Source organism: Pandoraea sp. ISTKB (assembly GCF_001721285.1).
Lineage (GTDB): Bacteria > Pseudomonadota > Gammaproteobacteria > Burkholderiales > Burkholderiaceae > Pandoraea > Pandoraea capi.
Map to the genome: position 1 here is coordinate 83,272 of NZ_MAOS01000001.1, position 26,571 is coordinate 109,842.

The 26,571-nt window shown below is 62.9% G+C and carries 24 protein-coding genes and 1 riboswitch; of the genes, 11 read left to right on the top strand and 13 right to left on the bottom strand.

All coding sequences use genetic code 11. From position 1 onward, the window contains the following. Positions 1–35: 35 nt before the first annotated feature. Complete coding sequence (locus A9762_RS00380; RefSeq protein WP_139133008.1) at positions 36–1,160, bottom strand: alpha/beta hydrolase; 1,125 nt, start codon at positions 1,158–1,160, stop codon at positions 36–38. Positions 1,161–1,355: 195 nt separating this feature from the next. Between A9762_RS00380 and A9762_RS00385 the strand changes: the two genes are divergently transcribed. After that, positions 1,356–1,973, top strand: a complete 618-nt coding sequence (locus A9762_RS00385) for a LysE family translocator (protein ID WP_069340071.1) — start codon at positions 1,356–1,358, stop codon at positions 1,971–1,973. 37 nt (positions 1,974–2,010) lie between these two features. Here the strand turns inward: A9762_RS00385 and A9762_RS00390 are convergent, their stop codons facing one another. From A9762_RS00390 to A9762_RS00410, 5 genes are all read right to left on the bottom strand, one after another. Beyond that, positions 2,011–2,619: a nucleotidyltransferase domain-containing protein gene (locus A9762_RS00390; protein ID WP_069340072.1), complete on the bottom strand. Its 609-nt coding sequence runs from the start codon at positions 2,617–2,619 to the stop codon at positions 2,011–2,013. A gap of 89 nt (positions 2,620–2,708) precedes the next feature. After that, positions 2,709–3,206 (bottom strand): flavin reductase family protein, encoded by a 498-nt coding sequence (locus A9762_RS00395; protein WP_069340073.1) that lies wholly within the window; start codon positions 3,204–3,206, stop codon positions 2,709–2,711. Positions 3,207–3,311: 105 nt separating this feature from the next. Further along, a complete protein-coding gene (locus A9762_RS00400) occupies positions 3,312–4,340 on the bottom strand; it encodes a methionine synthase (protein WP_069340074.1) in 1,029 nt (342 codons plus the stop codon). Between the two features lie 27 nt (positions 4,341–4,367). Beyond that, on the bottom strand, positions 4,368–5,372 hold the full coding sequence (locus tag A9762_RS00405; RefSeq protein ID WP_069340075.1) for a DUF1852 domain-containing protein: 1,005 nt from the start codon (positions 5,370–5,372) through the stop codon (positions 4,368–4,370). Positions 5,373–5,507: 135 nt separating this feature from the next. Next, positions 5,508–6,398 carry a LysR family transcriptional regulator gene (locus A9762_RS00410; RefSeq protein WP_069340076.1) on the bottom strand — a complete coding sequence of 297 codons (891 nt, stop codon included), beginning with the start codon at positions 6,396–6,398 and terminating at the stop codon, positions 5,508–5,510. A gap of 323 nt (positions 6,399–6,721) precedes the next feature. Here A9762_RS00410 and A9762_RS00415 point away from each other — a divergent pair, with 323 nt between their 5' ends. The 5 genes from A9762_RS00415 (at position 6,722) to A9762_RS00435 (ending at position 12,772) form a co-directional block, all read left to right on the top strand. Beyond that, positions 6,722–7,249: a spore coat protein U domain-containing protein gene (locus tag A9762_RS00415; protein WP_069340077.1), complete on the top strand. Its 528-nt coding sequence runs from the start codon at positions 6,722–6,724 to the stop codon at positions 7,247–7,249. A 13-nt stretch (positions 7,250–7,262) separates the two neighbouring features. Next, on the top strand, positions 7,263–8,015 hold the full coding sequence (locus A9762_RS00420) for a molecular chaperone (protein WP_083253507.1): 753 nt from the start codon (positions 7,263–7,265) through the stop codon (positions 8,013–8,015). Continuing rightward, positions 8,002–10,479, top strand: a complete 2,478-nt coding sequence (locus A9762_RS00425) for a fimbria/pilus outer membrane usher protein (RefSeq protein ID WP_069340078.1) — start codon at positions 8,002–8,004, stop codon at positions 10,477–10,479. Before A9762_RS00420 ends, A9762_RS00425 begins: the two co-directional genes overlap by 14 nt. Further along, a complete protein-coding gene (locus A9762_RS00430; protein ID WP_069340079.1) occupies positions 10,476–11,438 on the top strand; it encodes a spore coat U domain-containing protein in 963 nt (320 codons plus the stop codon). The genes A9762_RS00425 and A9762_RS00430 overlap by 4 nt, the downstream gene beginning before the upstream one ends. Before the next feature lie 77 nt (positions 11,439–11,515). Continuing rightward, entirely contained in the window at positions 11,516–12,772 is a 1,257-nt protein-coding gene (locus A9762_RS00435; protein WP_069340080.1) for a hypothetical protein, read from the top strand. Between the two features lie 17 nt (positions 12,773–12,789). Here A9762_RS00435 and A9762_RS00440 read toward each other — a convergent pair whose 3' ends face one another. The 5 genes from A9762_RS00440 to A9762_RS00460 form a co-directional block, all read right to left on the bottom strand. Next, positions 12,790–13,866: an iron ABC transporter permease gene (locus A9762_RS00440; RefSeq protein WP_083253508.1), complete on the bottom strand. Its 1,077-nt coding sequence runs from the start codon at positions 13,864–13,866 to the stop codon at positions 12,790–12,792. Further along, positions 13,863–14,816, bottom strand: coding sequence for an ABC transporter substrate-binding protein (locus A9762_RS00445; protein WP_069340081.1), 954 nt, complete (start codon positions 14,814–14,816; stop codon positions 13,863–13,865). The genes A9762_RS00440 and A9762_RS00445 overlap by 4 nt, the downstream gene beginning before the upstream one ends. A gap of 23 nt (positions 14,817–14,839) precedes the next feature. Beyond that, positions 14,840–15,643 (bottom strand): ABC transporter ATP-binding protein, encoded by an 804-nt coding sequence (locus A9762_RS00450; RefSeq protein ID WP_069340082.1) that lies wholly within the window; start codon positions 15,641–15,643, stop codon positions 14,840–14,842. A gap of 12 nt (positions 15,644–15,655) precedes the next feature. After that, on the bottom strand, positions 15,656–17,818 hold the full coding sequence (locus A9762_RS00455) for a TonB-dependent siderophore receptor (protein WP_083253509.1): 2,163 nt from the start codon (positions 17,816–17,818) through the stop codon (positions 15,656–15,658). Positions 17,819–17,824: 6 nt separating this feature from the next. Beyond that, positions 17,825–17,972, bottom strand: a riboswitch (adenosylcobalamin (AdoCbl) riboswitch). Between the two features lie 39 nt (positions 17,973–18,011). Further along, entirely contained in the window at positions 18,012–19,010 is a 999-nt protein-coding gene (locus tag A9762_RS00460; RefSeq protein WP_069340083.1) for an SLAC1 anion channel family protein, read from the bottom strand. Positions 19,011–19,161: 151 nt separating this feature from the next. Here A9762_RS00460 and A9762_RS00465 point away from each other — a divergent pair, with 151 nt between their 5' ends. The 3 genes from A9762_RS00465 to A9762_RS00475 all read left to right on the top strand — a co-directional run bounded on the left by A9762_RS00465 (position 19,162) and on the right by A9762_RS00475 (position 22,453). Then, positions 19,162–20,085: an AraC family transcriptional regulator gene (locus A9762_RS00465; RefSeq protein WP_069340084.1), complete on the top strand. Its 924-nt coding sequence runs from the start codon at positions 19,162–19,164 to the stop codon at positions 20,083–20,085. A gap of 32 nt (positions 20,086–20,117) precedes the next feature. Then, complete coding sequence (locus A9762_RS00470) at positions 20,118–20,612, top strand: GNAT family N-acetyltransferase (protein WP_069340085.1); 495 nt, start codon at positions 20,118–20,120, stop codon at positions 20,610–20,612. Positions 20,613–20,893: 281 nt separating this feature from the next. Further along, the gene (locus A9762_RS00475) at positions 20,894–22,453 is read left to right on the top strand and encodes an amino acid permease (RefSeq protein ID WP_069340086.1); all 1,560 of its coding nucleotides are present in this window, start codon (positions 20,894–20,896) and stop codon (positions 22,451–22,453) included. Here the strand turns inward: A9762_RS00475 and A9762_RS00480 are convergent. Continuing rightward, complete coding sequence (locus A9762_RS00480) at positions 22,434–23,315, bottom strand: SDR family oxidoreductase (RefSeq protein ID WP_069340087.1); 882 nt, start codon at positions 23,313–23,315, stop codon at positions 22,434–22,436. The genes A9762_RS00475 and A9762_RS00480 overlap by 20 nt on opposite strands. 117 nt (positions 23,316–23,432) lie before the next feature. On the opposite strand from A9762_RS00480, the gene A9762_RS00485 reads away from it, so the two are divergent. Beyond that, entirely contained in the window at positions 23,433–24,278 is an 846-nt protein-coding gene (locus A9762_RS00485) for a helix-turn-helix transcriptional regulator (RefSeq protein ID WP_069340088.1), read from the top strand. A 96-nt stretch (positions 24,279–24,374) separates the two neighbouring features. Here the strand turns inward: A9762_RS00485 and A9762_RS00490 are convergent, their stop codons facing one another. Then, the gene (locus A9762_RS00490; protein WP_069340089.1) at positions 24,375–25,502 is read right to left on the bottom strand and encodes an aminotransferase class V-fold PLP-dependent enzyme; all 1,128 of its coding nucleotides are present in this window, start codon (positions 25,500–25,502) and stop codon (positions 24,375–24,377) included. A 229-nt stretch (positions 25,503–25,731) separates the two neighbouring features. Here A9762_RS00490 and A9762_RS00495 point away from each other — a divergent pair, with 229 nt between their 5' ends. Further along, the gene (locus A9762_RS00495) at positions 25,732–26,559 is read left to right on the top strand and encodes a hypothetical protein (protein WP_240493392.1); all 828 of its coding nucleotides are present in this window, start codon (positions 25,732–25,734) and stop codon (positions 26,557–26,559) included. Positions 26,560–26,571: the final 12 nt, after the last annotated feature.

The following is a 26,571-nucleotide window of genomic DNA, read 5'->3' on the forward strand; positions in this document are numbered from 1 at the left end:
CGTGCCTACGCGCTGAAGACCGCAGAGATGGAAAGTCATCTTTGCACCGTGCCGGCGATGACAGGACACGTTTGCGGTACGGCCTGATCGAACAGCAACGCCAGACCGCAATCCGACGTGAACATGCCGAGGTTGTCATGCCCGACGCCCGGGACTTCGACCACCTTTTGGTTGAGGTCGGTCGGATGGCGGCGTTTCAGGTAATCGAAATACGACAGCCCGCGCGCAAGCCGGTATGGGCCTTGCGCCATACCCGCACATGACCGATCGATGAAATGGGTGTAGGGATTCGTGTCGGCTTCACCGAGCAAATAAACGACGTTGCGGGCGATGTATCGCGACTCGAGATCGTGCGCATCCTGCGAGGCCACATAGGGAGGCGCAGACTTCAGCCCGTATTTCCACACCGTCGCACCCGGGCAGGCAGCACCTGTCGGGTTCGGTCGCGCGTCGTCGAAATACAGATAGCTCGACGGATTCGCGACTACGTAACGGATTGAGATGCCGACGCTATCCAGCTTCGGCCCCTCACGCCCGACCACGGCATACCGTTGCACGAACTGGGCGCCAGCGGAATGTCCCATCACGACCACCGTCGACAACGCGGGATACAGTCGCCGGTCGGCGAAATGCGCCAGCAACGCGTCAAGCGCGGCGAAGGAACTGATGGCTTCGGGCTGGCGTGCCGGCTCACCGCCCTTCCATCCCTCCTGCGTCCAGGCGAGCGTTTGTGCCGGCATCGAGAAAGCCTGCGTGTCGGGACGCGTCAGAAACTGTGGGGCGACGATCATCGTCCCCTTGCCAAGCTCACCCGCCCGCTGGACGATTTGCTGGCCCGTCGCGAAGTAGGTGTCGGCATTTCGTAACGTGCCATGGACCACGATGAATACCCGTGTCACGTCGGGAGCGGGCGCGTCGATGGGATGGTCGGCATAGATCGGGAACTCGGCGCTCCCTTGCGGGGTAGTCACAAGCAGCCGTTGCGTCGCAACGGCTTTGACCGGTGCATCGAGTCGCGCCTGCCCGGCAGCGTGGGCGCTATTCACGATGGCGCCCACGGCTAAAGAGGCCACGAGCAAGACGATCCGGGATTGCGCTTTAAAGGCGAGTAGCATATTCATCTGCTCGTCGCTCCTTATTGGGTCGGTTAAGGAAAGCATGCGCCATTACACCACTCGAAAGCTCGTGCTGAGCATTTCGGCCAGCCTAATCGTGGTTGCCCACCGACGTCGCAACGTCTCTCAACACGGGTTTTGACCGTGTTGAATGACTAATGTCGACTGGCTTGAATTGCCGCAGAATACCAGCAGAGGAAACCGCTTCGTTTTTTCAACCACAACCCACTGAGGCTATCCATGGTTGATTGGTCCGCTGTCGTAACAGTCTTCTCTGTTTATATGGCTAGCGCCGTCATACCGGGGCCGAACTTCGTCGCCATCACGCACAAGGCGGTAACCGGCAAACGCTCCGATACGTTCGCGCTCGTCGCCGGAATCGTGACGGTGAATCTGTTCTGGGCGACGTGCGCGATGCTTGGCATCGGCGCGGTGTTCGCCATTTTCCCGTGGCTCGCTGTCGGCGTCAGGATTGCAGGTGCGGCCTATCTGGTCTGGTTTGGACTGCGGCTTTTGATGTCGGCACGGGCAACCCCTGCGGAAGCGAAGCACCCACCGAAGGCGCCTCGGTTTCGCGCCGCATTCCTGCAAGGTGTCGCGACAAATATCGCAAACCCGAAGTCCATCGCCTTTTATGCCGCGGTGTTTTCCTCCGCAGTGCCCGCCCACGTCTCCACGCAGACGTTCTTCGCGATGCTGGCGACTGTCGGTGCTGCCGCGACGTGCTGGTACGGCGCCGTGGCACTGGTGCTATCCCACGCGGCGATTGCAGCGGCGTATCGCCGCGCGAAGGCATGGATCGATCTCACGTGCGGAGGACTCATGATCGCGCTGGGAATCCGGCAGGCATTTCGTTAGCCCGACGCCCGGCGAAGCCAGATGCATCAACCGCGCGCTAGAGCACCCGCGCCCACGCGTTCCCGGGATGGAGCGCATCAAGGCAGCTTTTCAGCCACGCGCGTTCGCTGGCCGGCAAGTTGGGCATCGCTCTCTCGAAATCCTGCTGATCTTTCGGGCGCGGATCCCGGGCCTTGAACAGGAGCACAGCGGACGGGTTCAGATAGGGGATGCCGTCGGCGGTTCTCATCACCATTTCGGCGCGCGGTCGCCTGAACGATGGGTCTCTCTTGTACGCCCACGATTCGTGCGTTCCCGGCTCGATCATCATGTCGATCCGCCAGCATTTCGCAGCGCGGTCATGACCCCAGAATTGCATCACCTCAGTCGGCGGGTCCCGATCTGCCGGCAGGTGTGCGACTACGCCCGAGTGCGAGGTGTAGAACGTCAAGTCGCTGAACGCTCGACGGAAGGCGCCGAAATCGCCTCGCAGTATCGTGAATTCCAGGTCGCTATGATCGCGTGTCTGAACACCGTGCCAAAGATCGAGCGCCCATCCCCCCACGATGCACCAGGGCAAACGAACATCGCGCAACCGTCGAGCCAGTTCGGCCGGTTGCCACGCGTCCCATGCTTCCTCGTCAGGAATGTCCGCTTGAGTATTCATCGAATCGAGCGACCTCGTGTGCTTAGGAGCGTCGGATTCTCTCACAAGACAATCGGCCCGCTCGGCCGGGTGGTCGGACTCCGGCGCAATCAAGCCGCCATATTCCGATACTGCCCTTTGAAATACAGCAACGGCTGCGTGAACGTCGCGTCCTGAAGGCTCAAGGCTTTCACTTCCCCAATCACGATCAGGTGATCGCCTGCCGAATGCTCCGCGTAAATTTCGCAATCGAGCCAGTGAAGGCTACCGGCAATGACCGGATTACCCAGCGGCGAAGCCTGCCATTCCACCCCTCGCCATTTGTCCGTCCCACGCCGGGCGAACTGGTCGGATATTTCGACCTGCGTCTCCGACAGGATATTGACTGCGAAGCGACCTGCCTGACGAATTTTGGGATAGCTGGCGGAGTGGGCCATCACGCTGAACGACACCAGCGGTGGGTTCGTCGATACGCTGTAAAACGACTGGCACGTGAAGCCCAGCGGCTCGTCGTCGATGTGAGAGGTAATGACCGTGATGCCAGACGCGTAGTGCCCGAGCGCTTCGCGAAAGCGCAATGGCTCGATTGCCGGACTGGAAAGTGACATAGTAGTGACGAAATACGAGGTACAACGCGACAGAAGCGAGCAAACCCGTCCACAGCGTCAAACGACACTTGACGGGTCTGCCTGCACTTCCGACGTCCGCCCGAATTAGTTCGAGAGTTCCCGACGAACGATTTCCGCGCCCGCACTCAGCGCATTCAGCTTGCCACGTGCCACATCACGCGACAACGGCGCCATGCCGCAGTTCGTGCACGGATAGAGCTTGTCGGCATCGACGAACTGAAGTGCCTTGCGCAGCGTCGCGGCGACTTCTTCCGGCGTTTCCACGGTATTGGACGCCACGTCGATCGATCCCACCATCACCTTCTTGCCTCGGATGAGTTCGATCAGGTCGATCGGCACACGCGAGTTGTGGCATTCCAGCGAGACGATATCGATATTGGATTTTTGCAGCTTGGGGAAGGCTTCCTCATACTGCCGCCACTCCGAGCCGAGCGTCTGCTTCCAATCGGTGTTGGCTTTGATGCCGTAGCCATAGCAGATATGCACGGCCGTTTCGCACTTGAGCCCTTCGATCGCGCGCTCCAGCGTGGCAACGCCCCATTCGTTCACCTCGTCGAAGAAGACGTTGAACGCCGGCTCGTCGAATTGAATGATGTCGACGCCCGCCGCCTCCAGCTCTTTCGCTTCCTGATTGAGAATCTTGGCAAACTCCCAGGCCAGCTTTTCGCGGCTCTTGTAATGCGCGTCGTAAAGCGTGTCGATCATCGTCATCGGGCCCGGTAGCGCCCATTTGATCGGCTGGTTGGTTTGTTGACGCAGAAACTTGGCGTCCTCGACAAACACCGGCTTCTTCCGTGCGACAGCACCGACGACCGTCGGCACGCTGGCGTCGTAGCGATCACGGATTCGAACCGTCTCACGATGCTCGAAATCCACGCCTTCGAGATGCTCGATAAACGTCGTGACGAAGTGTTGGCGCGTCTGCTCGCCGTCACTGACGATATCGATGCCCGCGTGTTGCTGTTCTTGCAGCGACAAGCGCAAAGCGTCGCGTTTGCCGTCGGTGAGTTCCTCCCCCTCCAGCTTCCAGGGCGACCAGAGCTTCTCCGGCTCGGCGAGCCAGGAGGGCTTGGGCAAACTACCGGCAGTTGAAGTGGGCAACAATTTCTTCATGATGGATGACCTTATGTTTTCGATAAATCAAAGCGCGTAGTTCGCGGACCACTGATCGAGAGTGACTTGGTAAGGCTTGATGAATTGCGCTTCGACAAACTTGCCTTGCTCAATCGCCAGTCGGCTGCGTTCTTCCCGGTCGTAAACAATGCGAGTCAACGAGAAATCCTGGTTCTTCAGACTCGGCTGATAGAACTCCCCCGCCGAGGAATTCGCGTTGTAAATCTCCGGGCGGTAGATCTTCTGGAAGGTATCCATCGTGCTGATGGTGCCGATGAGCTCAAGGTTGCTGTAATCCGCGAGCAGGTCGCCGGAGAAATAGAAGGCCAGCGGCGCAACGCTATTCGGCGGCATGAAGTAACGAACCTTCAGTCCCATCTTCTTGAAGTACTCGTCGGTCAGCGAATACTCGTCCTGCTCGTATTCCACCCCGAGTGCTGGATGCACGTTTGCGGTCCGACGATAGGTCCGGCTGCTTGAAACACTCAGACAGATGACGGGCGGCTTGTTGAAGCTGCTCTTGTAAGCGCTGGAATTGACGAAGGATTGGAAGAGCTTCCCATGCAGATCGCCGAAGTTTTCCGGCGTGCTGAACCCCGGCTGATGCTTGTTGTGCTCCAGCAGCAACACGCTGAAGTCATAGTCGCGCACGTAGGACGAGAAGTTGTTCCCCGCAATGCCTTCGATAGGTTCGCCGGTCTTCTTGTCGAGGATTTTCGTTTTCAGTATTTCGATCAGCGGCAGCGCGCTTTCACTGCGCTCACCCTCGATGCTCATCTCAACGGAAATGATTTCAAGCTCGACCGAATAACGGTCGCCCTTCGGATTGTCCCAATGCGCCAGCGCATTGAAACGGTTGTCGATCATCCGGAAGGTGTTGCGCAGATTCTCCTGACGACTCTCGCCTCTGGCCAGATTGGCGAAGTTGGTCGTGATTCGCGTGTTCTCCGATGGACGATAGTCCTCGTCGAAGCGAATGCTCTTGATAGAAAATGTGAAATCCAGGGGGTTGCGCTCGATTGCGGTCGCCATGAGGAAGCTCCATGAAATACGCCCGCGTTCATCGGACTAGGAGCTTCGAATTATCGTGGCCGACCGTAGACATGAAAATGGATAAGTTCTCATGTCCTTATGAATGGCACTCATGGAGCCTGCCGGGGCAAGGCGTCAACTCTGGGCAGGCCGCTTCGCCTGCTCGATGAAGGCACGCAGATAATCGATCTCCATATCCGCCTCGCGCGCTCCCAGAAAGATCTGCTTGGCGATGCCGTTCTTGCCTAGCCGGATGGGTACCAGATCCATCGCGTCCGCATATTCCAGCACCAACCAGCGCGGTAACGCGGCGACACCGCGTCCGCTCGCGACCATCTGAAGCATGATGTCGGTGGTCTCGATCGCCTTATGGCGTTTCGGTGTGATGCCCGCCGGCGTGAGGAACATGCTGTAGATATCCAGCCGATCCACCGGCACCGGATAAGCCACCAGCACCTCATTGGTCAGTTGCTTCGGCAGGATGTATTCCTCTTTGGCCAACTTGTGGCTACCGGCCACGACCAGCACCTGCTCATAGTCGAATACCGGTTCGAAGACGAGGCCGGGCTTGTCCAGCGGATCCGGCGTGACGAGCAGGTCGATCTCGTAGCCGAACAGCGCGCCGATACCGCCGAACTGGAATTTCTGTTTGACGTCAACATCCACATCCGGCCAAGCGGCCAGATACGGCGATACCACTTTCAACAACCACTGGTAGCACGGGTGACACTCCATGCCGATACGCAGCGCGCCCCGCTCGCCCTGAGCGAACTGTCGCAAACGTTCCTCGGCCAGACTCAGTTGCGGCAGCACCCGATTGGCTACCGCCAACAGATACTGCCCCGCCTGCGTCAAACGAAGGCTGCGGCCCTCGCGCAGCCAGATATCGGTGCCCAACTGCTGCTCCAGCTTCTTCATGCTGTGGCTTAACGCCGACTGCGTGACGTGCAGCACCCCTGCGGCAGCGGTCAGCGACCCCTGCTTTTCCACCTCTTGCACGATGGACAAATGAATACGGTCAAGCATGATGAGTGAGAAAAATTCATGTTTCCGGAAGATATCGAGATTTTAGTTCATAAATCTCAACCTCGCCTTTCCCGCACGACAGACACCAGAATCGGTGCCTATCCCCGCACAGCCCTGTCCATAAACATGCTCCCCAACCCAATTTCAAACATCTATTTGGAATGAACATGGTAGAAACGCACGCGTGACATAAATTCAGTAGTGCGATATACACTTACCACTAAGTAGTGCGACGTACTTTGTGTGACAAGTGGTATGCGGCAACGGCGGCTGCATCGCCTTGTGCCCGCTAGGTCCTTCCGACGTTTTGCGAGAAACCGACGATGAATAAACCAGCTGCGCGCATTACCCTCCTGATGGCAAGCTTGTTGCTTGTCCCGCCGCTGCCTGCGCAGGCGGCCGTTTACAGTAACGGCACCGGCACCACGACATTCACCGTCACGCTGGTCATCACGGCAGGTTGCACGGTCACCGCCACACCGATGAACTTCGGGTCGGCATCGACCCTGGCGACCGCGCTGACCGCCACGTCGACCGTCTCGGTCACCTGCACCAACACCACGCCTTACAACGTTGGGTTGAGCGCCGGTTCGGCGTCCGGCTCGACCGTTGCGGCGCGCGTGCTGGCAGGCGCCGCCAGCGGCAACACGGCAACGATCGGGTACGGGCTCTATACGGACTCGAATCACTCCACGGTCTGGGGCACGACGCAGGGCACCAATACGCAATCGGGAACCGGTAACGGTACGGCGCAGCCGTTCACCGTCTACGGACAGGTCCCGACTTCGGCTGGCGCGATCCCGCAGCCGGACACGTATTCCTCGGTGATCACCGCGACCGTCTACTTCTAGCGGGGCGCGGCCTATGAGAGGTTTCCGCCAGCGGGCGGAGCGCTGCGTCGCGCGCGGCGCAGGTGCGTGTCTCGTCACCGTTGTCTGTGTCTCGGCCAGCGCCGCCACCCTGCAGATTTCCCCGGTCAACGTAGAGTTCGCGGCCAAGCAGAATGCTGCCGGGTTGACGCTGAGCAACCCCGGCGACATGCCGGTCTACGGTCAGATCCGGATCTACACGTGGACGCAGGAGGACGGCGAGGACAAGCTCACCCCCACCGACGCGCTCGCCGCCAGCCCGCCCATCCTGCGCATCGATGGGGGCGGCTCGCAGATCGTTCGGCTGGTGCGCATGACGAACGCGCCCCCTGCCGTCGAACAAAGCTACCGCATGCTCGTCGACGAACTGCCCGAACCGGGTCAACCGGCCCAGAGCGGCATCTCGATCCGCATGCGCTATTCGATCCCCGTCTTTGTGGTTCCCGCGACGGCAACCCAGAAGCCCGACCTGCACTTCACGTTCCGGCGTATCGGTGGCGAGTGGCAGCTCGAAGCCGAGAACCGGGGCGGCAGCCGCGCGCAGATCGGTGCGACCCGCTTCATCGATGCAGCGGGAAAAGCCGTGCCTGTGACCAATGGTCTGCTCGGTTACGCACTGGCCGGTCAGCGGCGTCTGTTCAAAGTCACCTGGCCGGCGGGCAAGCCGCCCGCGTCGCCGCTCGCGATAGACGCCGCGATCAACACGGTTCCCACGCGCTTCGTCGTCGATATCGATGGCGGGCCGTGAGCGCGGGCGTCCCGGTGCGAACGCTCTCACCGTCGCTCCCGCGTCCGTGTCGACATCGGCACGGGATGTTGCGTCACGCACGTTTTCACACGCATCTGCAAGCGGCTCGCGTCACACGCCGCGTCACAAGTCATGGTTCATCCGGTGGGCCGCGAGCCTGCTGGTCGGCACACTGGTGCCGCTGGCGCATCCCGACGCGGCGGAAGTCACCCCCAGCGATTACTACCTCGACGTGTCGGTCAACGGTGCCGCGACCGGCGCCATCGCTCACTTCTTCATGCGCGACGGACGCTTCAGTGCAAGCGCCGACGACTTGCAGGCCCTCGGCATCGACGTCGGAAAGCTCAAGATGTCCGGCGAGACGCAAGTCCCGCTCGACACCATCGGCGGCGTGCAGTATCGCTACGACGCTGCGCGTCAGAGCATCGACATCGCGGTGCCCGACACGTTGCGCGTGCCGTTTCAGATCGGGCGCGTCGTGCCACGCGCGGCAAACGCCATGACGTCGCGCGGCTTCCTGCTGAACTACGACGCGCTGGTCGAACACGACCGCTCGACGCGCGCGTCGAGCTGGACAGAACTGCGGTACTTCCATCCCGGTGGCGTATTCAGTCAGACGGGGGTCTTCGACACCTGGTCGCAGAGCCCGGCCTATTTGCGCTATGACACGTCGTGGCGGCACGACAATCCTGCCGAGATGACGACACTGCAACTGGGCGACACGATCTCGGGCTCGCTCGCGTGGTCGCGCTCGATTCGCATGGCAGGCGTGCAATGGCGCAAGAACTTCGCCTTGCGCCCCGACCTGGTCACGTTTCCGGTCCCGGCGCTGGGCGGATCGGCCGCCGTACCGTCTTCCGTCGATGTCTATCTCGACGGCATTCGACGCTTCGGCGGCAACGTGCCCGCCGGTCCTTTCGTGATACGCGAAACCCCGGGGCTCATCGGCAACCTTCAGGCGAGCGTCGTCACGCGCGACGCGCTCGGGCGCGAGAGCGTCATCAACGTGCCGCTCTACATCGATACCCGCATGCTCTCGGCGGGCTTGTCGAGTTACTCGTTCGAAGCGGGCATGCCGCGCACCGACTACGGCTTCCGCTCATGGGGCTACGACCGGCGCTTTGCCGCGTCGGGCGTGTACCGCTATGGAATCTCCGATCGATTGACGACCGAATACCACGCGGAAGGGTCGTCCGGCGTGTTCAATGCCGGGGCCGGTGCGCTCGTGTCGCTGTCCGGCTACGGCGTGCTGAGCGGATCGCTGTCCGGCTCGACGGGACGCGCCAGCGGCGCGCAGATCGGCATCGGCTATCAGTATCTGTCGCGCAACTTTTCGTTCGATTCGCTGTTCCAGCGCACCATCGGCGACTTCCGCGACCTCGCCACACTCAGTGGTTCCGGCGTGCCGACCGCCATGGACCGTGTCACGATATCCACGCCGTTCTGGGAGAACCGCACGCTCTCGCTGAGCTACATCGGCATGCGCGGTCCCGACTTCCCTTCGTCGCGCGTGATTTCTGCGAACGTCTCGTGGCCGGTGCGATCAGCAGGCTCACTCAACGTGGGAGCGTTCAAGGACATGGCGAATTCGCGCAGCTACGGTGTGTTCGCCATGTTCAGCTTCACGCTGGGGCCGAACACCGTGGCGTCGGTCTCGCTCGCTCGCCAGCAAGGCTCGACGCAGGCGCTCGCCGGTGTCACACGCACCCCCGACTACGGCGGCGGATGGGGATGGAACATGCTCGGCGGCGTGAACGACGGCGTACGTATCGGTCAGGCGCAGGCCCAGTATCTGGGGCGCTACGGGCAAGCGTCCGCGCAGGCGCAGACGTGGGATGGGCAGACCCGGGTGGGCGTAGGCCTCACGGGCGCGCTCGTGGCGATGGATGGTGGCGTCTACCCGGCGCGTCGCATCTTCGACAGCTTCGCGCTGGTCAAGACAGACGCTGACGCCAACGTCCCCGTCCTGCGCGAACAGTTGCCGATCGGACGCACCAGCGACGGCGGTGCCCTCGTCATTCCCGACCTCAACGGCTATCAGGCCAATCGTCTCACCGTCGACGCGACGGACCTGCCGGCAGACATGCGCATCATGCCGGCGGCACGCACCGTGGTGCCCGAATCGGGGGCCGGGGTGCTGGTCTCGTTCCCCGTGCACCGCTATCGCGCTGCGCTCATCACGTTGGTGACGTCGGACGGCACGCCGTTGCAACTCGGGGCGCGTGTAACGCACACCGAGAGCGGTGCGCAATCGGTCGTCGGCTACGACGGTCAGACGTTCATCGACGGATTGCTGCCCGAGAACTCGCTCGTGGTCACGCAGGACAACGGCACATGCCGCACGACGTTCGCCTACGATCCGGCCACCCAGGGCGCGATGGCCCGTATCGGGCCGCTGGTCTGCACGCCGCAGGCGGCACCGGCTTCACCTGAGCGTGTACGAATGCCGGGGCGTGCCCGATGAAGCGCCTGCTCCTGCTCTCGCTCCTGTGCCTGACGACGTGGTTCGTCGCGCCCTCAGCTCAGGCCCAGACCTGCTCGCTGGGCGCACCGAGCGTCGCATTCCCTTCGTTCAGTCCGATCGCCGGCACCGCCGTCACGACGACGGGAACCGTGCAGGTCACCTGCACGTGGCCGACGCTCAATCTGGTGCCGAACGTGAAAATCTGCCTGAGCTTCTCGGCAACGTCCCCACGCGTGCTCTCCAACGGTACGAACACCATTGCCTACGATCTGTATGTCGACAGCGGGCACGCAACGCCCTGGAGCACCACACCGGCCAGCGCGCTGACGACGACCTTCAGCAACTCGATCCTCGGCTACACCGGCAGCACCAACATCAGCATTTACGCGAGAATCACGGCCAATCAGACGACCGTGCCGACGACCAACAACAGCAGCACCGTCTACTCGACGACCTATCCCGCGAGCAGCGTCACACTGTCCTATCAGTTCTATACGCTGTTCCCACCGGCTTGCGGCGCAGGGGGATTCACGACCGGCACGACCAGCCCGTTCACGGTCAACGTGACCGTCACGAACAACTGCACGATCAATGCGACGGGTCTCACCTTCCCGCAATCGTCCACCCTGCGCAACACCTTGACCGCACAAGGCTCGCTCGCCGTTCAGTGCACGAACAACGACGCTTACCGGATTCTGTTCAACGGCGGCGTGAGCGGGCAAGTCGGCGCGCGCACGCTCAAGGGTCAGACGCTCGGCGCCACCATACCGTACCAACTCTATACGGACTCGAACTACGCCACGGCGTGGGGCGACGGCACGGGCGGCACCTCGCCTTACCTCGGCACCGGCACAGGGGCGACAACGACCATTCCCATCTACGGACGCATCCTGGCCCAACCGTCGACACCTGCACCGGACACCTATCAGGATTCGATTACGGCGACGATTCAGTTTTAGCCGCGTCCTGAAGACGAGTCCAACGTATCGCAAAAGAACATAGAATCCTTACCCAGGCCTGTACCCTCCCTGCGCATATGCCGAACAACGCCCCCTTCCAAAGTCGGACCCGCCTCAATGAGAACCAGATCAAGCGTCTGCAAGAAACATTGGATGCCAAGAAGTACGGCCGGATCATCAACGTCGAATCCGGCGAGACATATGGCGATCTTGAGACGATGGCGAGCGTCGGCGAGCAATTGACGAAGACTTTCAGCCGCCGGATCAAAGGCTCATGGCCGGTGCACTTTGTCCTTCTCGACAGCAAGGCGTCCAACGCCTACATCTTATGGAAGGCAAGTTTCAGCGCCGTTTGCTTGACAGAGCGGTTCGCGCACGACATCGAAGCGATGTGCGGGGATGTCGCCGCCTACCTGACGCGGCACGTGAGATCGGGCAGCGGCTTCGCCTATCTTGGAGACATTGAACTCTCCCCGGAAGTCCGTGAGGCAGAGCTGAAAGGACTCCTGATTCAGGGCGCCATGGCGTTCTTGATGGGTCACGAGATAGGCCATCTGATTGCGGGTCACGCGCCCGTTTTCGATGCAATCAGCGGCACTGCCAGAGCCATGTCGGGCGGTCCGGACGACTCCGAATTCGTCATCGATGCGTTCATCTCGACAGCCGACTCGCAGGGCGGCAATGCATCCGCGTTTTCGTCGACTCGAAATGCCCATGAGATCGACGCGGACGTTCAGGGTTTTGTGTTGGCGGCTGACTTTTGGCACGACATGCGGAACGCCGTTGGCACTTCCTTCCATTCGGCGCTTTTGCGTGCGGTGTTCGAATCACCTGAACGACTGCTGTTGCTCGCGAGCACTGGCGCCGCCATCGCGCTTTCACTGATGAGTTCCAAAGCGTTCGACGACCAATGGAATAACCAGCCAACGCATCCCTTGACGGCGGTTCGCTGTATCGTGGGCCTTAGCGTATTCGGAAAATTGATACTCAAGGACAAGCAGGAAAACCTTTCCCTGATGTTGCGAAGAGAGTGCGTGGAAGCGCTTTCGCTTGTCCATTCCCGAGCCGGCAGTCTCATACTGGATGCGGCAAGGCGTAGCGGCGCTTACTCCGCGTTCGCCAGACATCTCGAGGATGCACCGCCCAAAGAAAAGTTAGGGCTGATGTTTCAGATGACCGGGATTTCGCAAGCGGGCAATGTCTCGGATGAGGTTGTCCGCTATCTGGCCGTTCTGCGTTCCGAATTCGATGCCTGGACGCCGAAGCGGTCCTGTGCGATTTGCGTCGACACCGCGCTCCTGGCCAACTGGTCTGCCAGTCTGAATATGCCTTAACCGGAGCGTCACACGCCCTACCCCCGGACCCGCAGCAACGCGACGAAACATCCGCCCCCGACCAGCGCCGTCACCACGCCGATCGGCAGATCCTCGGGGGCGATCAGCGTACGGGCCAGCACATCGCCCCAGATCAACAGCACCGCGCCGAGCAATGCCGAGACCGGCAACAAACGTCCGTGCTCCGCACCGACGACGGGACGGCACGCGTGCGGCGTGACCAGCCCGACGAACCCGATCGCGCCGCTCACGGCTACCATCACCCCGGTGACGAGCGCTCCGATCAGAAACACTTCCGCACGCACACGCGGCACATTCACGCCGAGTGTCACCGCCGCGAGATCGCCGGTCATCAGCGCATTCAGCTCGCGACGTCGCCCCATCAGCACGACACCGCCCATCAGCACGATCCCAGCCGGAATCGCCAGCATGTCCCAGCGTGCCAGCCCCAGTCCGCCTAACGTCCAGAACAACACGGAAGACGCTGCACGCTGGTCGCCGAGATAGAGCAACAGGTTGGCCCCTGCAAGCATCACGAACGATACGGCGATCCCCGAGAGCAACAACCGGTCCCGTTCCAACCGCCCCTGACGGTGGGCCAGCGCGATCACTGCGAGCGTTGCAAACGCCGCGCCCGCGAACGCCAGCAGCGACAGCGTGAATGGCCCGAAGATCGCACCGAGAAAGAGCGTCGCAAATACCGCGCCGAAGGTCGCCCCGGCGCTCACGCCGAGCAGATGGGGATCCGCCAGCCGGTTGGCCGTCACGGCCTGCAACGCAACGCCGACCATCGCCAGCGCCGCCCCGACGATGCCCGCGAGCAACACGCGCGGCAAGCGGATCAACCACACCACGGCGTCCTGCGACGCCGTCCACCCGTGCGCGGCGGCATCCACGCCCTGCGTCCCGCTCGTCAGATGCGCCAATACGATGCGCATCGTCAGCGAAGGCGCGATGGCCGTCGGTCCGATGCCGGACGCCAGCACGATGGAGACGACCAGCGCGAGCGTCAGTACGGCAATCGCAATACGTCCGATGTGAGCCCCGCGTACGACGCGTGCCACGCCTGCCACACCTGCGTCCGCGCGCTTCATTTCGCGAAAGCTGTCGGATGCAGAGCGCGCGCAATCGTCTCGACTGCCTGCACGTTATGAATGCCGGGCGTCGCTTCGTCGTAAGGCACCACGATGAAGCGGCGCGCACGAATCGCATCGACCTGACGCAACGCCGGCTGATTCAGGAGAAAGGCAATCTTCTGCGCCGCCGTGACCGCACCGTAATCGACGATCACGATGGCCTGCGGGTTGCGCGCGACCACGGTCTCCCAGCTCACCCGTGTCCAGCTTTGCGTGACGTCGTCCATCACGTTGCGACCACCGGCAGCCTCGATGAGCGCCGTGGGCATGGCGAGACGTCCCGCCGTGAAGGGGCTGTCCTCGCCGCTGTCGTAGACGAACGTCCGCACAGGCGGCGACTTGCCGTCGAGGCGACGCTTCACCGCCGCCAACTGCGTCGTCATCTGCGCGATGACCGTGTTCGCCGCAGGCGCCACGTCGAAGATCCGCCCGAGATTGCGCAGATCGTTGTAGACGTCGTCGAACGACGCTGCACCACGCGGCATCACATGCCCGCACGATTCGCTGAGCTCATACGTGCGGATGCCCAACGGCGCGAGCAACGCGGGCGTGACCGGCCCGCCCACATGCATGCCGTAGTTCCACCCGGCGAAGTAGAAGTCGGCACCGGCCTGCACCAACACTTCAATCGACGGATAGCGCTGCGCGAGTTCGGGCAGTCCGGTCAGTTGTGCACGCAGCGCGGCATTCGCGGTCTTCCATCCGCTAATCCCCGTGAAGCCGACCATGCGCGACTTGAGGCCGAGCGCGATCATCATTTCGGTCAGGTTGACGTCGTTGCTGACCGCGTGTGTCGGCGCACGCTCGAACGTCACGGTACGGTTGCAACTCTGCACGGTAACGGGATAGTGCGGCGCCGCCGCGACGGTGTTGGACAGCACGGAACCTAGCGCAAGAGCCAACACCATCGAGCCAGTCAGGACAAAGCGCTTCACAGTTGGGGACATAGCGGATGAACGAGTGTGATACGTGGACGGTGTGTGACGGGATGCCGGTCGACCAGCGCTTCGACCTGGAACACGCGCGCGAGCAGATCGACGGTGAGTACGTCGTCCGGCGTGCCGTGTGCGACGATCTCGCCACCGGCCAGCACGTAGAGCCGGTCGCAATAGGCGGCCGCGAGATTGAGGTCGTGAATCGTGGCGAGCGTCGTGACGTTCAGCGAACGAATGCGTCGCATCAGTTCGACCTGATGATGCAGATCGAGAAAGCTCGTCGGCTCGTCGAGCATCAGGACGTCCGGCGCCTGCGCGAGAGCACGTGCGAGCAGCACACGCTGCTTCTCCCCGCCGGACAATGTGGCGAATGCCCGCTCACGCGCGTCCGCCATGTCGACGTCGCGCAACGCACGCTCGACGATCACGGCATCGTCGGGCGTATCGGCATCGAGCAGACGTTTGTGAGGCGTTCGCCCCATCCAGACGACCTGCTCGACACTCAACCCGAAATCGTCCGGCAACTCCTGCAACAACACGGCGATGTGCTGCGCAGACCAGCGTGGCGACACACGCCACACGTCCGTGCCGTCGAGCGTCACCGCGCCGGTTTGCGGCTTCGCGTAGCGGAATGCGCAGCGCAGCAGACTCGACTTGCCGCTGCCGTTCGGCCCGATCAGCCCGACGAACTCGCCGCGTGCGACATCGAGCGTGATTGACTGAAGCAGCGGCGCCGCGTCGGCGCGCAACAGGTCCGCCGGCGACCAGCTCAGTTGTGCGATGTGGAGTTCGCCGGGCATCGTCGAACGCCCTCAGAACTTCATCGTCGCGACGAGCTGCGCCGAGCGCGACGGGCCGAGCAGCCACTCGACCGGCGACTCGGACGTCACCGCATACGCGCGGTTCGCCAGATTGCGCAGATAGAGCGCGACGTTCACGCGTTTGGTCGCCTGCCACGACGCCGTCGCATCAAGTACCGTGTAAGACGGCATCGGTGCGGTGTTGGCGTTGTCGCTGTAGCGGCGTCCGACGTATCGCAAGCCGGCGCCCACCACAACGTCGTGCACTGGTGAATACGTCAGCCAGAGATTCGCCGTTTGCTGCGGCACGTTGTTCGGCACGTTGCCATTGCGCGACACCGCCACCCCGCCGACGCTCTCGTCGAACTGATCGAAACGCGCACGCAACAGCGACGCATTCGCCTCGACCGAGACACCGTAGCCAAGCTTCAGCGCCCCGGACAATTCGATACCGCGCGACGACTGCTGCCCGACTTGCTGCGTCAGCGTCGGGTTCAGCGGATCGGTCGTCAACAGGTTCTTCTTCACGATCTGATAGACGGCCAGCGTCCAGAAGCCACGCCCGTCCGGCAGTTCCTGCTTGAAGCCGGCCTCCCACTGCTGCCCGGTGGCCAGATCGAACTTCGTCTGCGATTGCGACAGCGTCACGAGCGAGCCGATGCTGTCGGCACCGCGCGTGTACTGACCGTAGACCGACGCCGACGGACTGAGCTGATACACGAGTCCGAGACGCCAGCCGACATTCGAGAACGTCTTGCCGAACTCGGTGCCGGTGGCCAGTTGACGACGCGAGTAGTCGAGGTAGTCGTAACGCATGCCGCCTACGGCCGACAGACGCGACGTGATGTCGAAACGATCTTCCGCGAACAGGGCGACCTGACGGGTGAGCGTGCGGAACTCGGCGACGGTCGGATCGGGACTCGCGAACACGCCAGGATCGAAGCCGTCGGCACTGACCACCGACGAGCCGCCGAACGGCGTATTGCTGTCGCGCTGGAACGAGATCTGATTCGCCTCGACACCCACCACGAAACGGTTCGCATGACCCGCGATGCTGCGGTCGATGGTGGCGTCCAGCCGGTTACCGACCTGATGCTCGTGCTGGAGGATTTCGATGTAATCGCTGCGCGTGACCAGCCGCGTCGACGGATCCATCTCGTACGCTTCGCTGTTGCGCCAGTGCCGGTTGGTGTTCAGGTAGTACAACTGATCGCGCAGCGTGATGCCGTCCGCCACGCGATACACGCCGGTGAGTCGCGTCGACTGATCGAAATAGGCGATCAGCGCGTTACCGACGTTGAAGTTCTTGTAGCGCAGCGTGGCGTCGATGGTGCCGTTGTTCAGCGGAACGCCGAAGTACGTCGCCGGCATCTGACGGCCGTAATCGTAGTCGAGCGTGAACGACAGCTTCGGGGAGACGTCGAGTTTCACCGCGCCGCCGAACGACGTCGTGTGCGATTCGCCCCGATCGACCCAGCCGTTGCTGCGGTTGTCGCTCACGTAGAAGCGATACGACAACATCGGGCCGAGTGCGCCGGTCGTGTCGAGCGCGAAGCGCTTCTGAGCGTCGGTGCCGAAGCCCGCCTGAATCGTGGTCGCGAACTCGCGTTGCGGGCGCTTCGGCACCACGTTCACCACGCCGCCGATCGCGCCTTCGCCGTAGAGCACCGACGCCGGCCCGCGCAGCACGTCGATGCGCTCCACCTGCCACGTGTCGAACGGGAACGTCATGGTGCCGGCACCGGGATACAGACGCGTGCCGTCGTAGAGCGTCATCACCGACTCCTGACCGGAGAAGCCGCGCACCGCGAGCGCCGTGCCACCGTTGCCGGGTGCCGCATTGCTGGTGAAACCGGTGGCGCGCGTGACCGCATCGGTGACCGTCTGGTCACCGCGCGCTTCGATCTGTGTGGCCGTGATCGTCTCGACGCTCGCCGGCGTGTCGAGGCTCGACAGATTCAGGCGCGAGCCGGTGGATGTCGGCGTGGAGAGCGGTGCGTCGTCGCGCGCATGCTGCGCGTTGATCGTGACGAGTGGCAGGTTGGCATCCTCGGCGGCAACCGCCGGAACACAAACGCCGCCGAGCAGCGAGAAGGCGATGAATGCGGTTTGCTTGAGCGCGAGCGCGCCCGCCGCCGGGGCCCTGACGTAGGCCGTCGAACGAGATTGAGGCATGGTACTTCAGCGTCTCCTGGGGTTTCGCGCCCCAAAAACATGGTCGATGAACCCGACGGCCAGGTCTGACTTCCCGTCGCGATGACGAGTCACAGTGGCGCGACCGCGCTGGATTCTCACCAGCTTCCGGCCGTCGGTAGCGACGCATTCTACGTGGTGCTGAAGATTTTCGGAATGATTTGAACGCAAGGCGTCATGAAGTCAGCGTCCGCAGTTCGCCCCTCGCCACGCCCCACGCGGTGCGCACGAACAGCGCGGCAATCACCAGCGTCGCCAGACCGAGCAGCGCGATCGCCACCGTGTCCGTTACCGGATGCTGCGCAAACCCGGCGTACTTCACCGCCGTGGCGGCCGACGCCGCGAGCGGAAAGCTCACCGACCACCACGACACACGGAACGGGCAGCAGTGGGCGAGACCGCGCAGGCGCACCAGCAACACCGCCAGCACGAACAACATGATCATGTAGAGCGCCTGCGCGAAGCCGTCGATGCTGCCGACGGTGGCCGTGTATGCGGAGAAGCCCACAGAGAACGGTGCGACCAGAATCAGCAGCGACGGCTGCAACGACGCCGGGAACGGCTCGGCGAACATGAGCCTGGATACGATCATCGTGAACAGCGGCACGGCAAAGAACAGGCCGACCGCCGTGCCGAACACCATCAGGCCGTGCATCTCGTGCGAGAGGCCGAGGGCAGGCACCGCCAGCGGCACGTCGAGCAACCCGACCACCGGGACGATCCACGCGGGCGTTGCATGCTCGGGCTGCTGACGCACGCTGATCCAGCGCATCACCATCCACCACGCGAGCACCAACATCCCGATCGCACCCGCGTACCACAGACCGCGCGCCAGTCCCGGGTGACTGTCTGCGAGCAACAACGGAGTGAGCAAGAGGCTGATCAGCGGCGTGCCGAACATGTTGCCGGCGATCGGATGCGAGAACTCGGCGCGCACCCGGTCGAAGTGCAGCACGGCCTTGGCCAGATAGGCGACGACGAGTGCGGCGAATAACGCGAGCGCCACCGCACCGATCGCTTCGCCGACCCACGATGCGGCGCCGAACTGCACATGGGCCAGCCGCCACGCGACGGACAAGCCGGTCAGCCCCATCACGGAGCCGAAGAACGCGACCGGTAACTGACTGAGTGTGGTGGGCGTCGCGGCGATTTGCACCTGCGCATGCGTTGTCATGAGGTTTTCTCCTGTCGGAGGCCCCGGCACGTCGACGCTCGTGAGCGACGCCACCGGTGACCTCGGCAATCACGGTTTGGGTGAGGCGAGTATGCGCCGGGCGTCGATACGAATAGAATCATTGAATCTCTATTTTTAGCGCATTCGTCTCATGGACACGCTGACGCGACTGATTCAGATGGCCGACCCGCAAGCCGGGCTGGATTTGCGCTGCCGCTTGTCGGGCGCCTACGAAATTCCGCATGACGCCGCCGCCGACGGCATCTCGCCGTTTCACCTCGTGCTCGCGGGCGCGTGTCGCATCGACGTCGGCAGTCGGCACCTGATCGCACGCGCCGGGGACTTCATCCTGTTCCCGCATGGCGGTGCCCATGTCATTCGCGACGAAAGTGCGGCCGGCTCGCCCGTCCGTACCCGGTTGGCGCATGGCGACCTGCTGCCGGAGCGGCTCGCGGGCGACGAGACGAACGCGCCCGTGGGGGCAGACATTCTGTGCGGGCACTTCGTGCGCGCGGCCGGTCCCGGCAACCTGCTGTTCGACGCGCTCCCCGACCCCGTGCATGTCTCGCTCACGGGCGATCCGTCGGACGCGCTGCAAGGCATTGTCGAGCTGATGCGTGTCGAGGCAGCCGACCGGCGTCCGGGGGCGCTCGCCATCGTCACGTCGCTGAGTCAGACGCTGTTCGCGATGGCGCTGCGACGCTGTTGCGAGCGACCCGCAGGCGAAGCCGGCATTCTGGCATTGCTCTCGGATGCGAGGCTGCATGCATCGGCGCAGGCGGTATTCAACGACCCCGGGGAGCCGTGGACGATCGATACGCTCGGCCAACGCGCCGCGATGTCGCGCGCCACCTTCGCACGCCGTTTCCACGAACGCTCGGGCATGACGGTGTTCGAATTCCTCACGCGGGTGCGCATGGCCGTGGCGTGTGATCTCCTGCTGCGCACGCGGCGTAATGCGGGCGATATCGCCATGTCCGTGGGATACCAGTCGGAGGCGGCCTTCGGCAAAGCGTTTCGCCAGCACGTCGGTGAATTGCCGGGACAGTTTCGCCGTCGCCAGAGCCGCGTATGATGTCGGCCTCCCCCCACCATCGCCAAACGACCATGCAACCCTCAGTGCAACTGCGCAACGCGCGCCCGACCGACATCGACCGCTGTTACGAGATCGAAATCAGCGCCTACGAAGGCGACGAAGCCGCCACGCGCGAGAAGATCGCCACGCGGATCGCACAGTACCCCGAAGGGTTTCTCGTCATGACGCGCGACGACAACGTCATCGGGTTCATCAATTCCGGGTGCGCTTACGACGTCGTGATGTCCGACGAAGCTTTCAAGGAATTGATCGGTCACGACGCCGCCGCGCCGAACGTCGTCATCATGTCCGTCGTGCTCGCCCCCGAAGAGCAGGGGCGCGGCTATGCCCGCACGCTCATGGAAGCCTTCATCGCCCGCATGCGCGCCGCCGGGAAAGCGACGATCCATCTGATGTGCAAGGAACGTCACATCCCGCTCTATGAACGGCTCGGTTACCACTACGTCAAGCCATCGCCCTCGGATCACGGCGGCATGGCGTGGCACGAGATGGTGATGAAACTCTGACGAAAATCCGCATAAATTAGCGTTTTGATGCGAACTATCGACGCACGCAAGCAGAAAGTAGCCTGATAAAGCAGTCCCGCAGTACAATCCACCCCACTCTGCAATACCCCCCGGCCGGTTCTGCGTCAGCGAACCGGGCGCACCTTCCTGCGGGCCCCACAACCAGAAGTCGACGGGCCGTTTCCGGAAGACAGGCGCGGCGTCGTCATGCGCGACAGCCGCCGCCGCGACGGCCGCACGGGGGCTTCGCTTCGCTCACAAGGCTCTGAAGGAACAAGACATTGGCAACATCGGAACATGACCCGCTCCGCGAGGGCGTCGAGGCGGAGGCATCTGCACCGTCGGAACTGCGCCGCTCCCTCTCCGCCCGCCACCTGACGATGATCGCCGTGGGCGGCTCCATCGGCACCGGCCTGTTCGTAGCGTCCGGCGCCACCATCGCGCAGGCGGGGCCGGGCGGTGCGCTGCTGGGTTATGTGCTGATCGGCCTGATGGTCTACTTCCTGATGACCAGTCTGGGCGAGTTGGCCGCCGCCATGCCGGTGTCCGGATCGTTCTCGACGTACGGTGCCCGTTATGTGGATGAAGGGTTCGGTTTCGCGCTGGGCTGGAACTACTGGTACAACTGGGCCGTCACCGTGGCGGTCGATCTCGTGGCCGCGCAACTGGTCATGGCGTACTGGTTCCCCGACGTACCCGGCGTCTACTGGAGCGCGCTCTTCCTTGCCATCACCTTCGGCCTCAACGCGCTCTCCGCACGCGGCTTCGGCGAAGCGGAATTCTGGTTCGCGCTGATCAAGGTGATCGCCGTCCTGGCGTTCGTAGTCATGGGCGTGATGATGCTGCTCGGCATCATTCGTGGCGGTGAGACTGGCGGCGTGGCCAACTGGACGATCGGCAATGCCCCCTTCGCCGGTGGCTTCGCGGCGCTGATCGGCGTGGCGATGGTCGTGGGCTTTTCATTTCAGGGCACAGAACTCATCGGCATCGCCGCCGGTGAATCCAAAGATCCGGCACGCAATCTGCCGCGCGCCGTGCGTCAGGTCTTCTGGCGAATTCTGCTGTTCTACGTGGCCGCCATCCTCGTCATCGGCCTGCTGATTCCGTACACCGATCCCCATCTGCTGCGTAACGACGTCACCGACATCAGCGTGAGCCCGTTCGCGTTGATCTTTGAGCGCGCGGGCCTGCTCGGCGCGGCTTCGGTCATGAACGCCGTCGTGCTGACGTCGGTGCTCTCGGCAGGCAACTCGGGAATGTACGCCGCCACGCGCATGCTTTACAGTCTGGCGCGCGACGGCAAGGCGCCTCGCGTCTTTGGCCGCATCTCGCGCAACGGCGTGCCGATGTGGGCGCTGTTTGCCACGGCCGCCGTCGCGGCGCTGTGCTTCTTTACGTTCGTGTTCAGCCCGAATGCCGTCTACATCTGGTTGCTCAATACGTCCGGTATGACCGGCTTCATCGCGTGGCTCGGCATTGCGATCAGCCATTACCGCTTCCGTCGCGGCTACGTCAAACAGGGTCGCGACCTCGCCAATCTGCCGTACGTCTCGCCGTTCTTCCCGTTCGGCCCGATCTTCGCCTTCGTCCTGTGTCTGATCATCACGCTCGGCCAGAACTATCAGGCGTTTCTTCAGGACCGGATCGACTGGGGCGGCGTGGTGGCGACGTATATCGGCATTCCGCTGTTCCTGCTGATCTGGGCAGGCTACCGACTCGTGCGCGGGTCGCACTTCGTGAAGTACCGCGACATGCGCTTCCCGCAAGGCCGGACGCCCGCGCAGGCAAACGCCCTGGCGGACGCCGCGGCGGGTCACGAGACTAGTAGCGCGCTTCGTTGAGATCGGCAATCAGCGTCGGGCCGCTCGGACGCCAACCCAGACGCGCCTGAGTGAGCGCGCTCGACGCCCACATATCCAGTCCGACGAAAATCCCCATCCATCCGAAATGCGCCGGGGCTTGCTCCGGCGTCAACGAGACGACCGGCAAGTTCAGACCGCGCCCAAGCGCCTCGGCGATCTCGCGGCTGCTGATCCCCTCCTCTCCAACCGCGTGATAGCGCGCGCCCCGCACGCCGGCTTCCAGCGCCAGCCGGTAACAGCGCGCCACGTCCGACAGATGGCCCGCCGGCCAGCGGTTCTCGCCGTCTCCGACATACGCCACGACGCCCTTCTCCCGCGCAATCGCAATGAGCGGCGTGATCAGCCCCTGGCGGAGCGGATTGTGGACCTGCGGCAATCGCATCACCGACACGTTCACCCCGGCTTCCAGCAGCGCGTTGCCTGCCAGTTCCGATGCGATGCGCGGATTGGGATGCGAGGTGTTGAAGACGTCCTCGCTCGCGGGTGCACCGTGTTGCGAGCCCATACCAGTGCCCGACGTGATGATCAGCGGCCGGTCGGAGCCGGCGAGCGCCTCGCCGAGGGCCGCAATGGCGCGAGTGTCCTTGGCGCAGTTCTCGACGAACTTCGAGAAATCGTGATCGAACGCTGCGTGGATGACGCCGTCCGCTTTGGCCGCGCCGCTGCGCAAGGTCTCCGGGTCTTCGAGCGTGCCGTGATGCACCTCGGCGCCGGCATCGCGCAACGCCTGAGCACCGGCGTCGGATCGGGTCATGCCGATCACTTCATGCCCGGCGTTGATAAGTTCGGGTACCAGCGCCGAGCCAATGAAGCCCGTCGCCCCCGTGAGAAAGATACGCATGGTGAATTCTCCGTCGTGTTCGCGGCGCGATGCCGCGTCATGACGATCACTATCGGTCCATTCGTTATCCCGTTAAAGTAGTGATCTCATCATAGTAAAGCGACTAACAGGATTCCCATGTCAGTCAACACGGCCAAATCGCTCGGCGACTTTCTGAGAAGCCGGCGCACGCGTCTGGACCCTGCGAGCTTCGGCTTTTCCGGACGCCGACGAACCCCGGGGTTGCGACGGGAGGAAGTCGCCCAGCGCGCGCACATCAGCCCGACCTGGTACACGTGGCTGGAGCAAGGGCGCGGCGGCGCCCCGTCGGCCGATGTTCTCGAGCGCGTCGCCGGCGCGTTGATGCTGACCGATGCGGAGCGCGAGCATCTTTTCATGCTCGGTCTGGGACGTCCGCCCGAGGTGCGTTATCGGGCGGTCGAGAGCGTCAATCCCCGGCTCCAGCGGCTGATCGATCTGCTCGATGCCAGCCCGGCCATCATCCGCACGGCCACGTGGGATATCGTCGCCTGGAATCGCGCCGCACAGGTGGTGCTCACGGACTACAGCAAGCTGCCGCCGGGCGAGCGGAACATTCTGTACTTCCTGTTTCGGGATCCCGGCGCGCGGGCGCGGCAGCATGACTGGGAGAGCATCGCGCGGTTTGTCGTCGGTGGATTCCGGGCGGACGTGGCGCGAGCGGGTCTGTCGTCGGAGGTGAGCGAACTCGTCGACGAGCTTTGCCGCATCAGTCCCGAATTCGACGCGCTATGGCGAGACAACGAGGTGCTTGGGCACACCGACGGCGATGGCCTGAAACGGCTGCTGCATCCCGAACTGGGGCCGATCGCGCTCGAATACTCGGCGTTTTCCGTGGACGGCCGCCCGGACCTGAGCATGATCGTCTACAACCCGCTCGACGACGCCGTCGCCGAGCGAATCCGGGTGCTCGCCGCGAAAGCGTCAGCGTCAGCGTCAGCGTGAGCGTGAGCGAGCGCGAACCTCGCAGAAACACAAAGCGGCCCCGCAGGGCCGCTTTGCTTTGATGGCTGGCGGACGCGATTCGCGCCCGGCAATGCCTTACAACACCTGATCGAGCGCCTTGGCGAATCGTTCCACCGCGCCGTCGACGTCGTTGAGCTTATCCAGCCCGAACAGACCGATGCGGAACGTCTTGAAATCCTCCGGCTCGTCGCAGCGCAGCGGGACACCGGCGGCGGTCTGCACGCCGACGTCGGCGAACTTCTTGCCGGAGCGAATGCCCTCGTCGTCGGTATAGCTCACGACCACGCCCGGCGCTTCGAAGCCCGGCGCCGCCACGCTGCGGAACCCCTTTTCCTTGAGCAGCGCGCGAATCCGCTGTCCGAGTTCGAGTTGCTCGGCGCGCACCTTCTCGAGGCCGTAGGCTTCGGTTTCCTTGATGACGTCACGCAGCGTCGCGAGGCTGTCGGTCGGCATCGTGGCGTGATAGGCGAAACCGCCCTTCTCATACGCTTCCATGATCTGGAGCCACTGACGCAGATCGCAGGCAAAGCTGGTGCTGGTCGTCGATTCGATACGCTCGCGCGCCAGCGCGCTGAGCATGACCAGCGCGCAACACGGCGAAGCGCTCCAGCCTTTTTGCGGGGCGCTGATCAGGATGTCGACGCCGCACGCCTGCATGTCGACCCACACCGTACCGGACGCAATGCAGTCCAGCACGAACAGGCCACCGACTTCGTGAGCGGCGTCGGCCACGGCACGCAGATACGTGTTGGGCAGCATCATGCCCGATGCCGTCTCGACGTGCGGTGCGAAGACCAGCGCCGGCTTAGTCTCCCGGATCGTCGCGACGACTTCGTCGATGGGCACGGGGGCATAGGCCGCCTGACGACCCGACTCGACGGGACGCGCCTTGAGCACGATCGATTCGGACGGAATGCCGCCCATGTCGAAGATCTGCGACCAGCGGAAGCTGAACCAGCCGTTGCGAATCACGAGGCACTTCTTGTTCGTCGCAAACTGACGCGCCACCGCTTCCATGCCGAACGTGCCGCTACCGGGCACCACCACGACCGACTTCGCGTTGTAGACCTTCTTCAGGCCATCGGAGATATCGCGCATCACGCCCTGAAAGCGCTGCGACATGTGATTGATGGAGCGGTCGGTGTACACGACCGAGTATTCGAGGAGCCCGTCGTGGTCGACGTCAGGGAGTAATCCGGGCATGTCTGCCTCCGAAAATCGTTGTAATCATGCGCTTCGATGCAGATTCTAACGCGTGACGGCATATTCGGAATTCGAGCCTCATTTGCCCCTTAAGATTTGCCGAACCCCGCCGTTGAACAAATGCTGTAGATCCTAAATATAACGAACAACGAAGGGGAAATTCATGTACGGACTGCGACTCGTCGCCACGCTATCTATTGCATTACTTCTCAGCGCTTGCGGAACACCAATGCGTGTCGCCCTCTCGCCTGAGCAACGCAGCATGATCACCGAACTGACCGCGCACGTCGTTGTTGTGCAGGACGAAGTTATTGCGGCAGTGCAACCGTCCAATGCAGCGAGTATCGCCCTGGGCGGCGGGCTGATCGGGGCCATTATCGACAGCAAGGTGACCAACAACCGCGTCAACACGTCGCAACAGTTGCTCGGCCCGTTCTACGCCGCCATCGAGGACGTCGATTATCGTAAGGAATTCAACGAATCGATCGCCCAGGGTCTCTCCGGCTACTCGATCAAGGTCGGCAAGATCACCACGACGCCACGTGCACTGACTGGCACGACCCTCATCCGTTTGCGCAACGAACTGGAGCCGGGTCAGGCGCTCCTGGTCATCATTCCCCGTTACACATTGACGATGGATTTCCGCAGCTTCGACTCGGAATCGACGGTCAGCATCTGGGTCAAGTCCAACGGCTCGAACCCGCTCACGCCCAGCCAGCGTGGCGTGCTGCACTACCAGTCGGGTCTCGTCGGCCCCGGCGGCAAGGAGTCGCTTGCTTTGTGGGGCGCCAACAATGGGGCCAAGTTCCGCGAAGTGGCGCGCGAATCCATCGCCGAAACCGTGCGGATGGTGATGCTCGACATCGAAATCCCCGCCGAGACGGCCACGAAGACCGCCGAGGTCAAGACCTTCCCGTACAACACCGGCGCCAGCGTGGAAACGGTGCAGGGTACCGTCGTGAAGGCGGGAGATGCCCGCACCATCCTGCTGGGTGCCGACAAGAAGCTTTACTCCTTGCCGAATCCGGCCAGCACCGCCACCGTCGCGCAGAAGTGAGACCGGAGACCA

Coding starts and splice junctions, on each gene's coding strand:
- A9762_RS00380 (WP_139133008.1), bottom strand. CDS start 1,160: ATGCTTTCCTTAACCGACCCAATAAGGAGCGACGAGCAGATGAATATG.
- A9762_RS00385 (WP_069340071.1), top strand. CDS start 1,356: ATGGTTGATTGGTCCGCTGTCGTAACAGTCTTCTCTGTTTATATGGCT.
- A9762_RS00390 (WP_069340072.1), bottom strand. CDS start 2,619: ATGAATACTCAAGCGGACATTCCTGACGAGGAAGCATGGGACGCGTGG.
- A9762_RS00395 (WP_069340073.1), bottom strand. CDS start 3,206: ATGTCACTTTCCAGTCCGGCAATCGAGCCATTGCGCTTTCGCGAAGCG.
- A9762_RS00400 (WP_069340074.1), bottom strand. CDS start 4,340: ATGAAGAAATTGTTGCCCACTTCAACTGCCGGTAGTTTGCCCAAGCCC.
- A9762_RS00405 (WP_069340075.1), bottom strand. CDS start 5,372: ATGGCGACCGCAATCGAGCGCAACCCCCTGGATTTCACATTTTCTATC.
- A9762_RS00410 (WP_069340076.1), bottom strand. CDS start 6,398: ATGCTTGACCGTATTCATTTGTCCATCGTGCAAGAGGTGGAAAAGCAG.
- A9762_RS00415 (WP_069340077.1), top strand. CDS start 6,722: ATGAATAAACCAGCTGCGCGCATTACCCTCCTGATGGCAAGCTTGTTG.
- A9762_RS00420 (WP_083253507.1), top strand. CDS start 7,263: ATGAGAGGTTTCCGCCAGCGGGCGGAGCGCTGCGTCGCGCGCGGCGCA.
- A9762_RS00425 (WP_069340078.1), top strand. CDS start 8,002: ATGGCGGGCCGTGAGCGCGGGCGTCCCGGTGCGAACGCTCTCACCGTC.
- A9762_RS00430 (WP_069340079.1), top strand. CDS start 10,476: ATGAAGCGCCTGCTCCTGCTCTCGCTCCTGTGCCTGACGACGTGGTTC.
- A9762_RS00435 (WP_069340080.1), top strand. CDS start 11,516: ATGCCGAACAACGCCCCCTTCCAAAGTCGGACCCGCCTCAATGAGAAC.
- A9762_RS00440 (WP_083253508.1), bottom strand. CDS start 13,866: ATGAAGCGCGCGGACGCAGGTGTGGCAGGCGTGGCACGCGTCGTACGC.
- A9762_RS00445 (WP_069340081.1), bottom strand. CDS start 14,816: ATGGTGTTGGCTCTTGCGCTAGGTTCCGTGCTGTCCAACACCGTCGCG.
- A9762_RS00450 (WP_069340082.1), bottom strand. CDS start 15,643: ATGCCCGGCGAACTCCACATCGCACAACTGAGCTGGTCGCCGGCGGAC.
- A9762_RS00455 (WP_083253509.1), bottom strand. CDS start 17,818: ATGCCTCAATCTCGTTCGACGGCCTACGTCAGGGCCCCGGCGGCGGGC.
- A9762_RS00460 (WP_069340083.1), bottom strand. CDS start 19,010: ATGACAACGCATGCGCAGGTGCAAATCGCCGCGACGCCCACCACACTC.
- A9762_RS00465 (WP_069340084.1), top strand. CDS start 19,162: ATGGACACGCTGACGCGACTGATTCAGATGGCCGACCCGCAAGCCGGG.
- A9762_RS00470 (WP_069340085.1), top strand. CDS start 20,118: ATGCAACCCTCAGTGCAACTGCGCAACGCGCGCCCGACCGACATCGAC.
- A9762_RS00480 (WP_069340087.1), bottom strand. CDS start 23,315: ATGCGTATCTTTCTCACGGGGGCGACGGGCTTCATTGGCTCGGCGCTG.
- A9762_RS00485 (WP_069340088.1), top strand. CDS start 23,433: ATGTCAGTCAACACGGCCAAATCGCTCGGCGACTTTCTGAGAAGCCGG.
- A9762_RS00490 (WP_069340089.1), bottom strand. CDS start 25,502: ATGCCCGGATTACTCCCTGACGTCGACCACGACGGGCTCCTCGAATAC.
- A9762_RS00495 (WP_240493392.1), top strand. CDS start 25,732: ATGCGTGTCGCCCTCTCGCCTGAGCAACGCAGCATGATCACCGAACTG.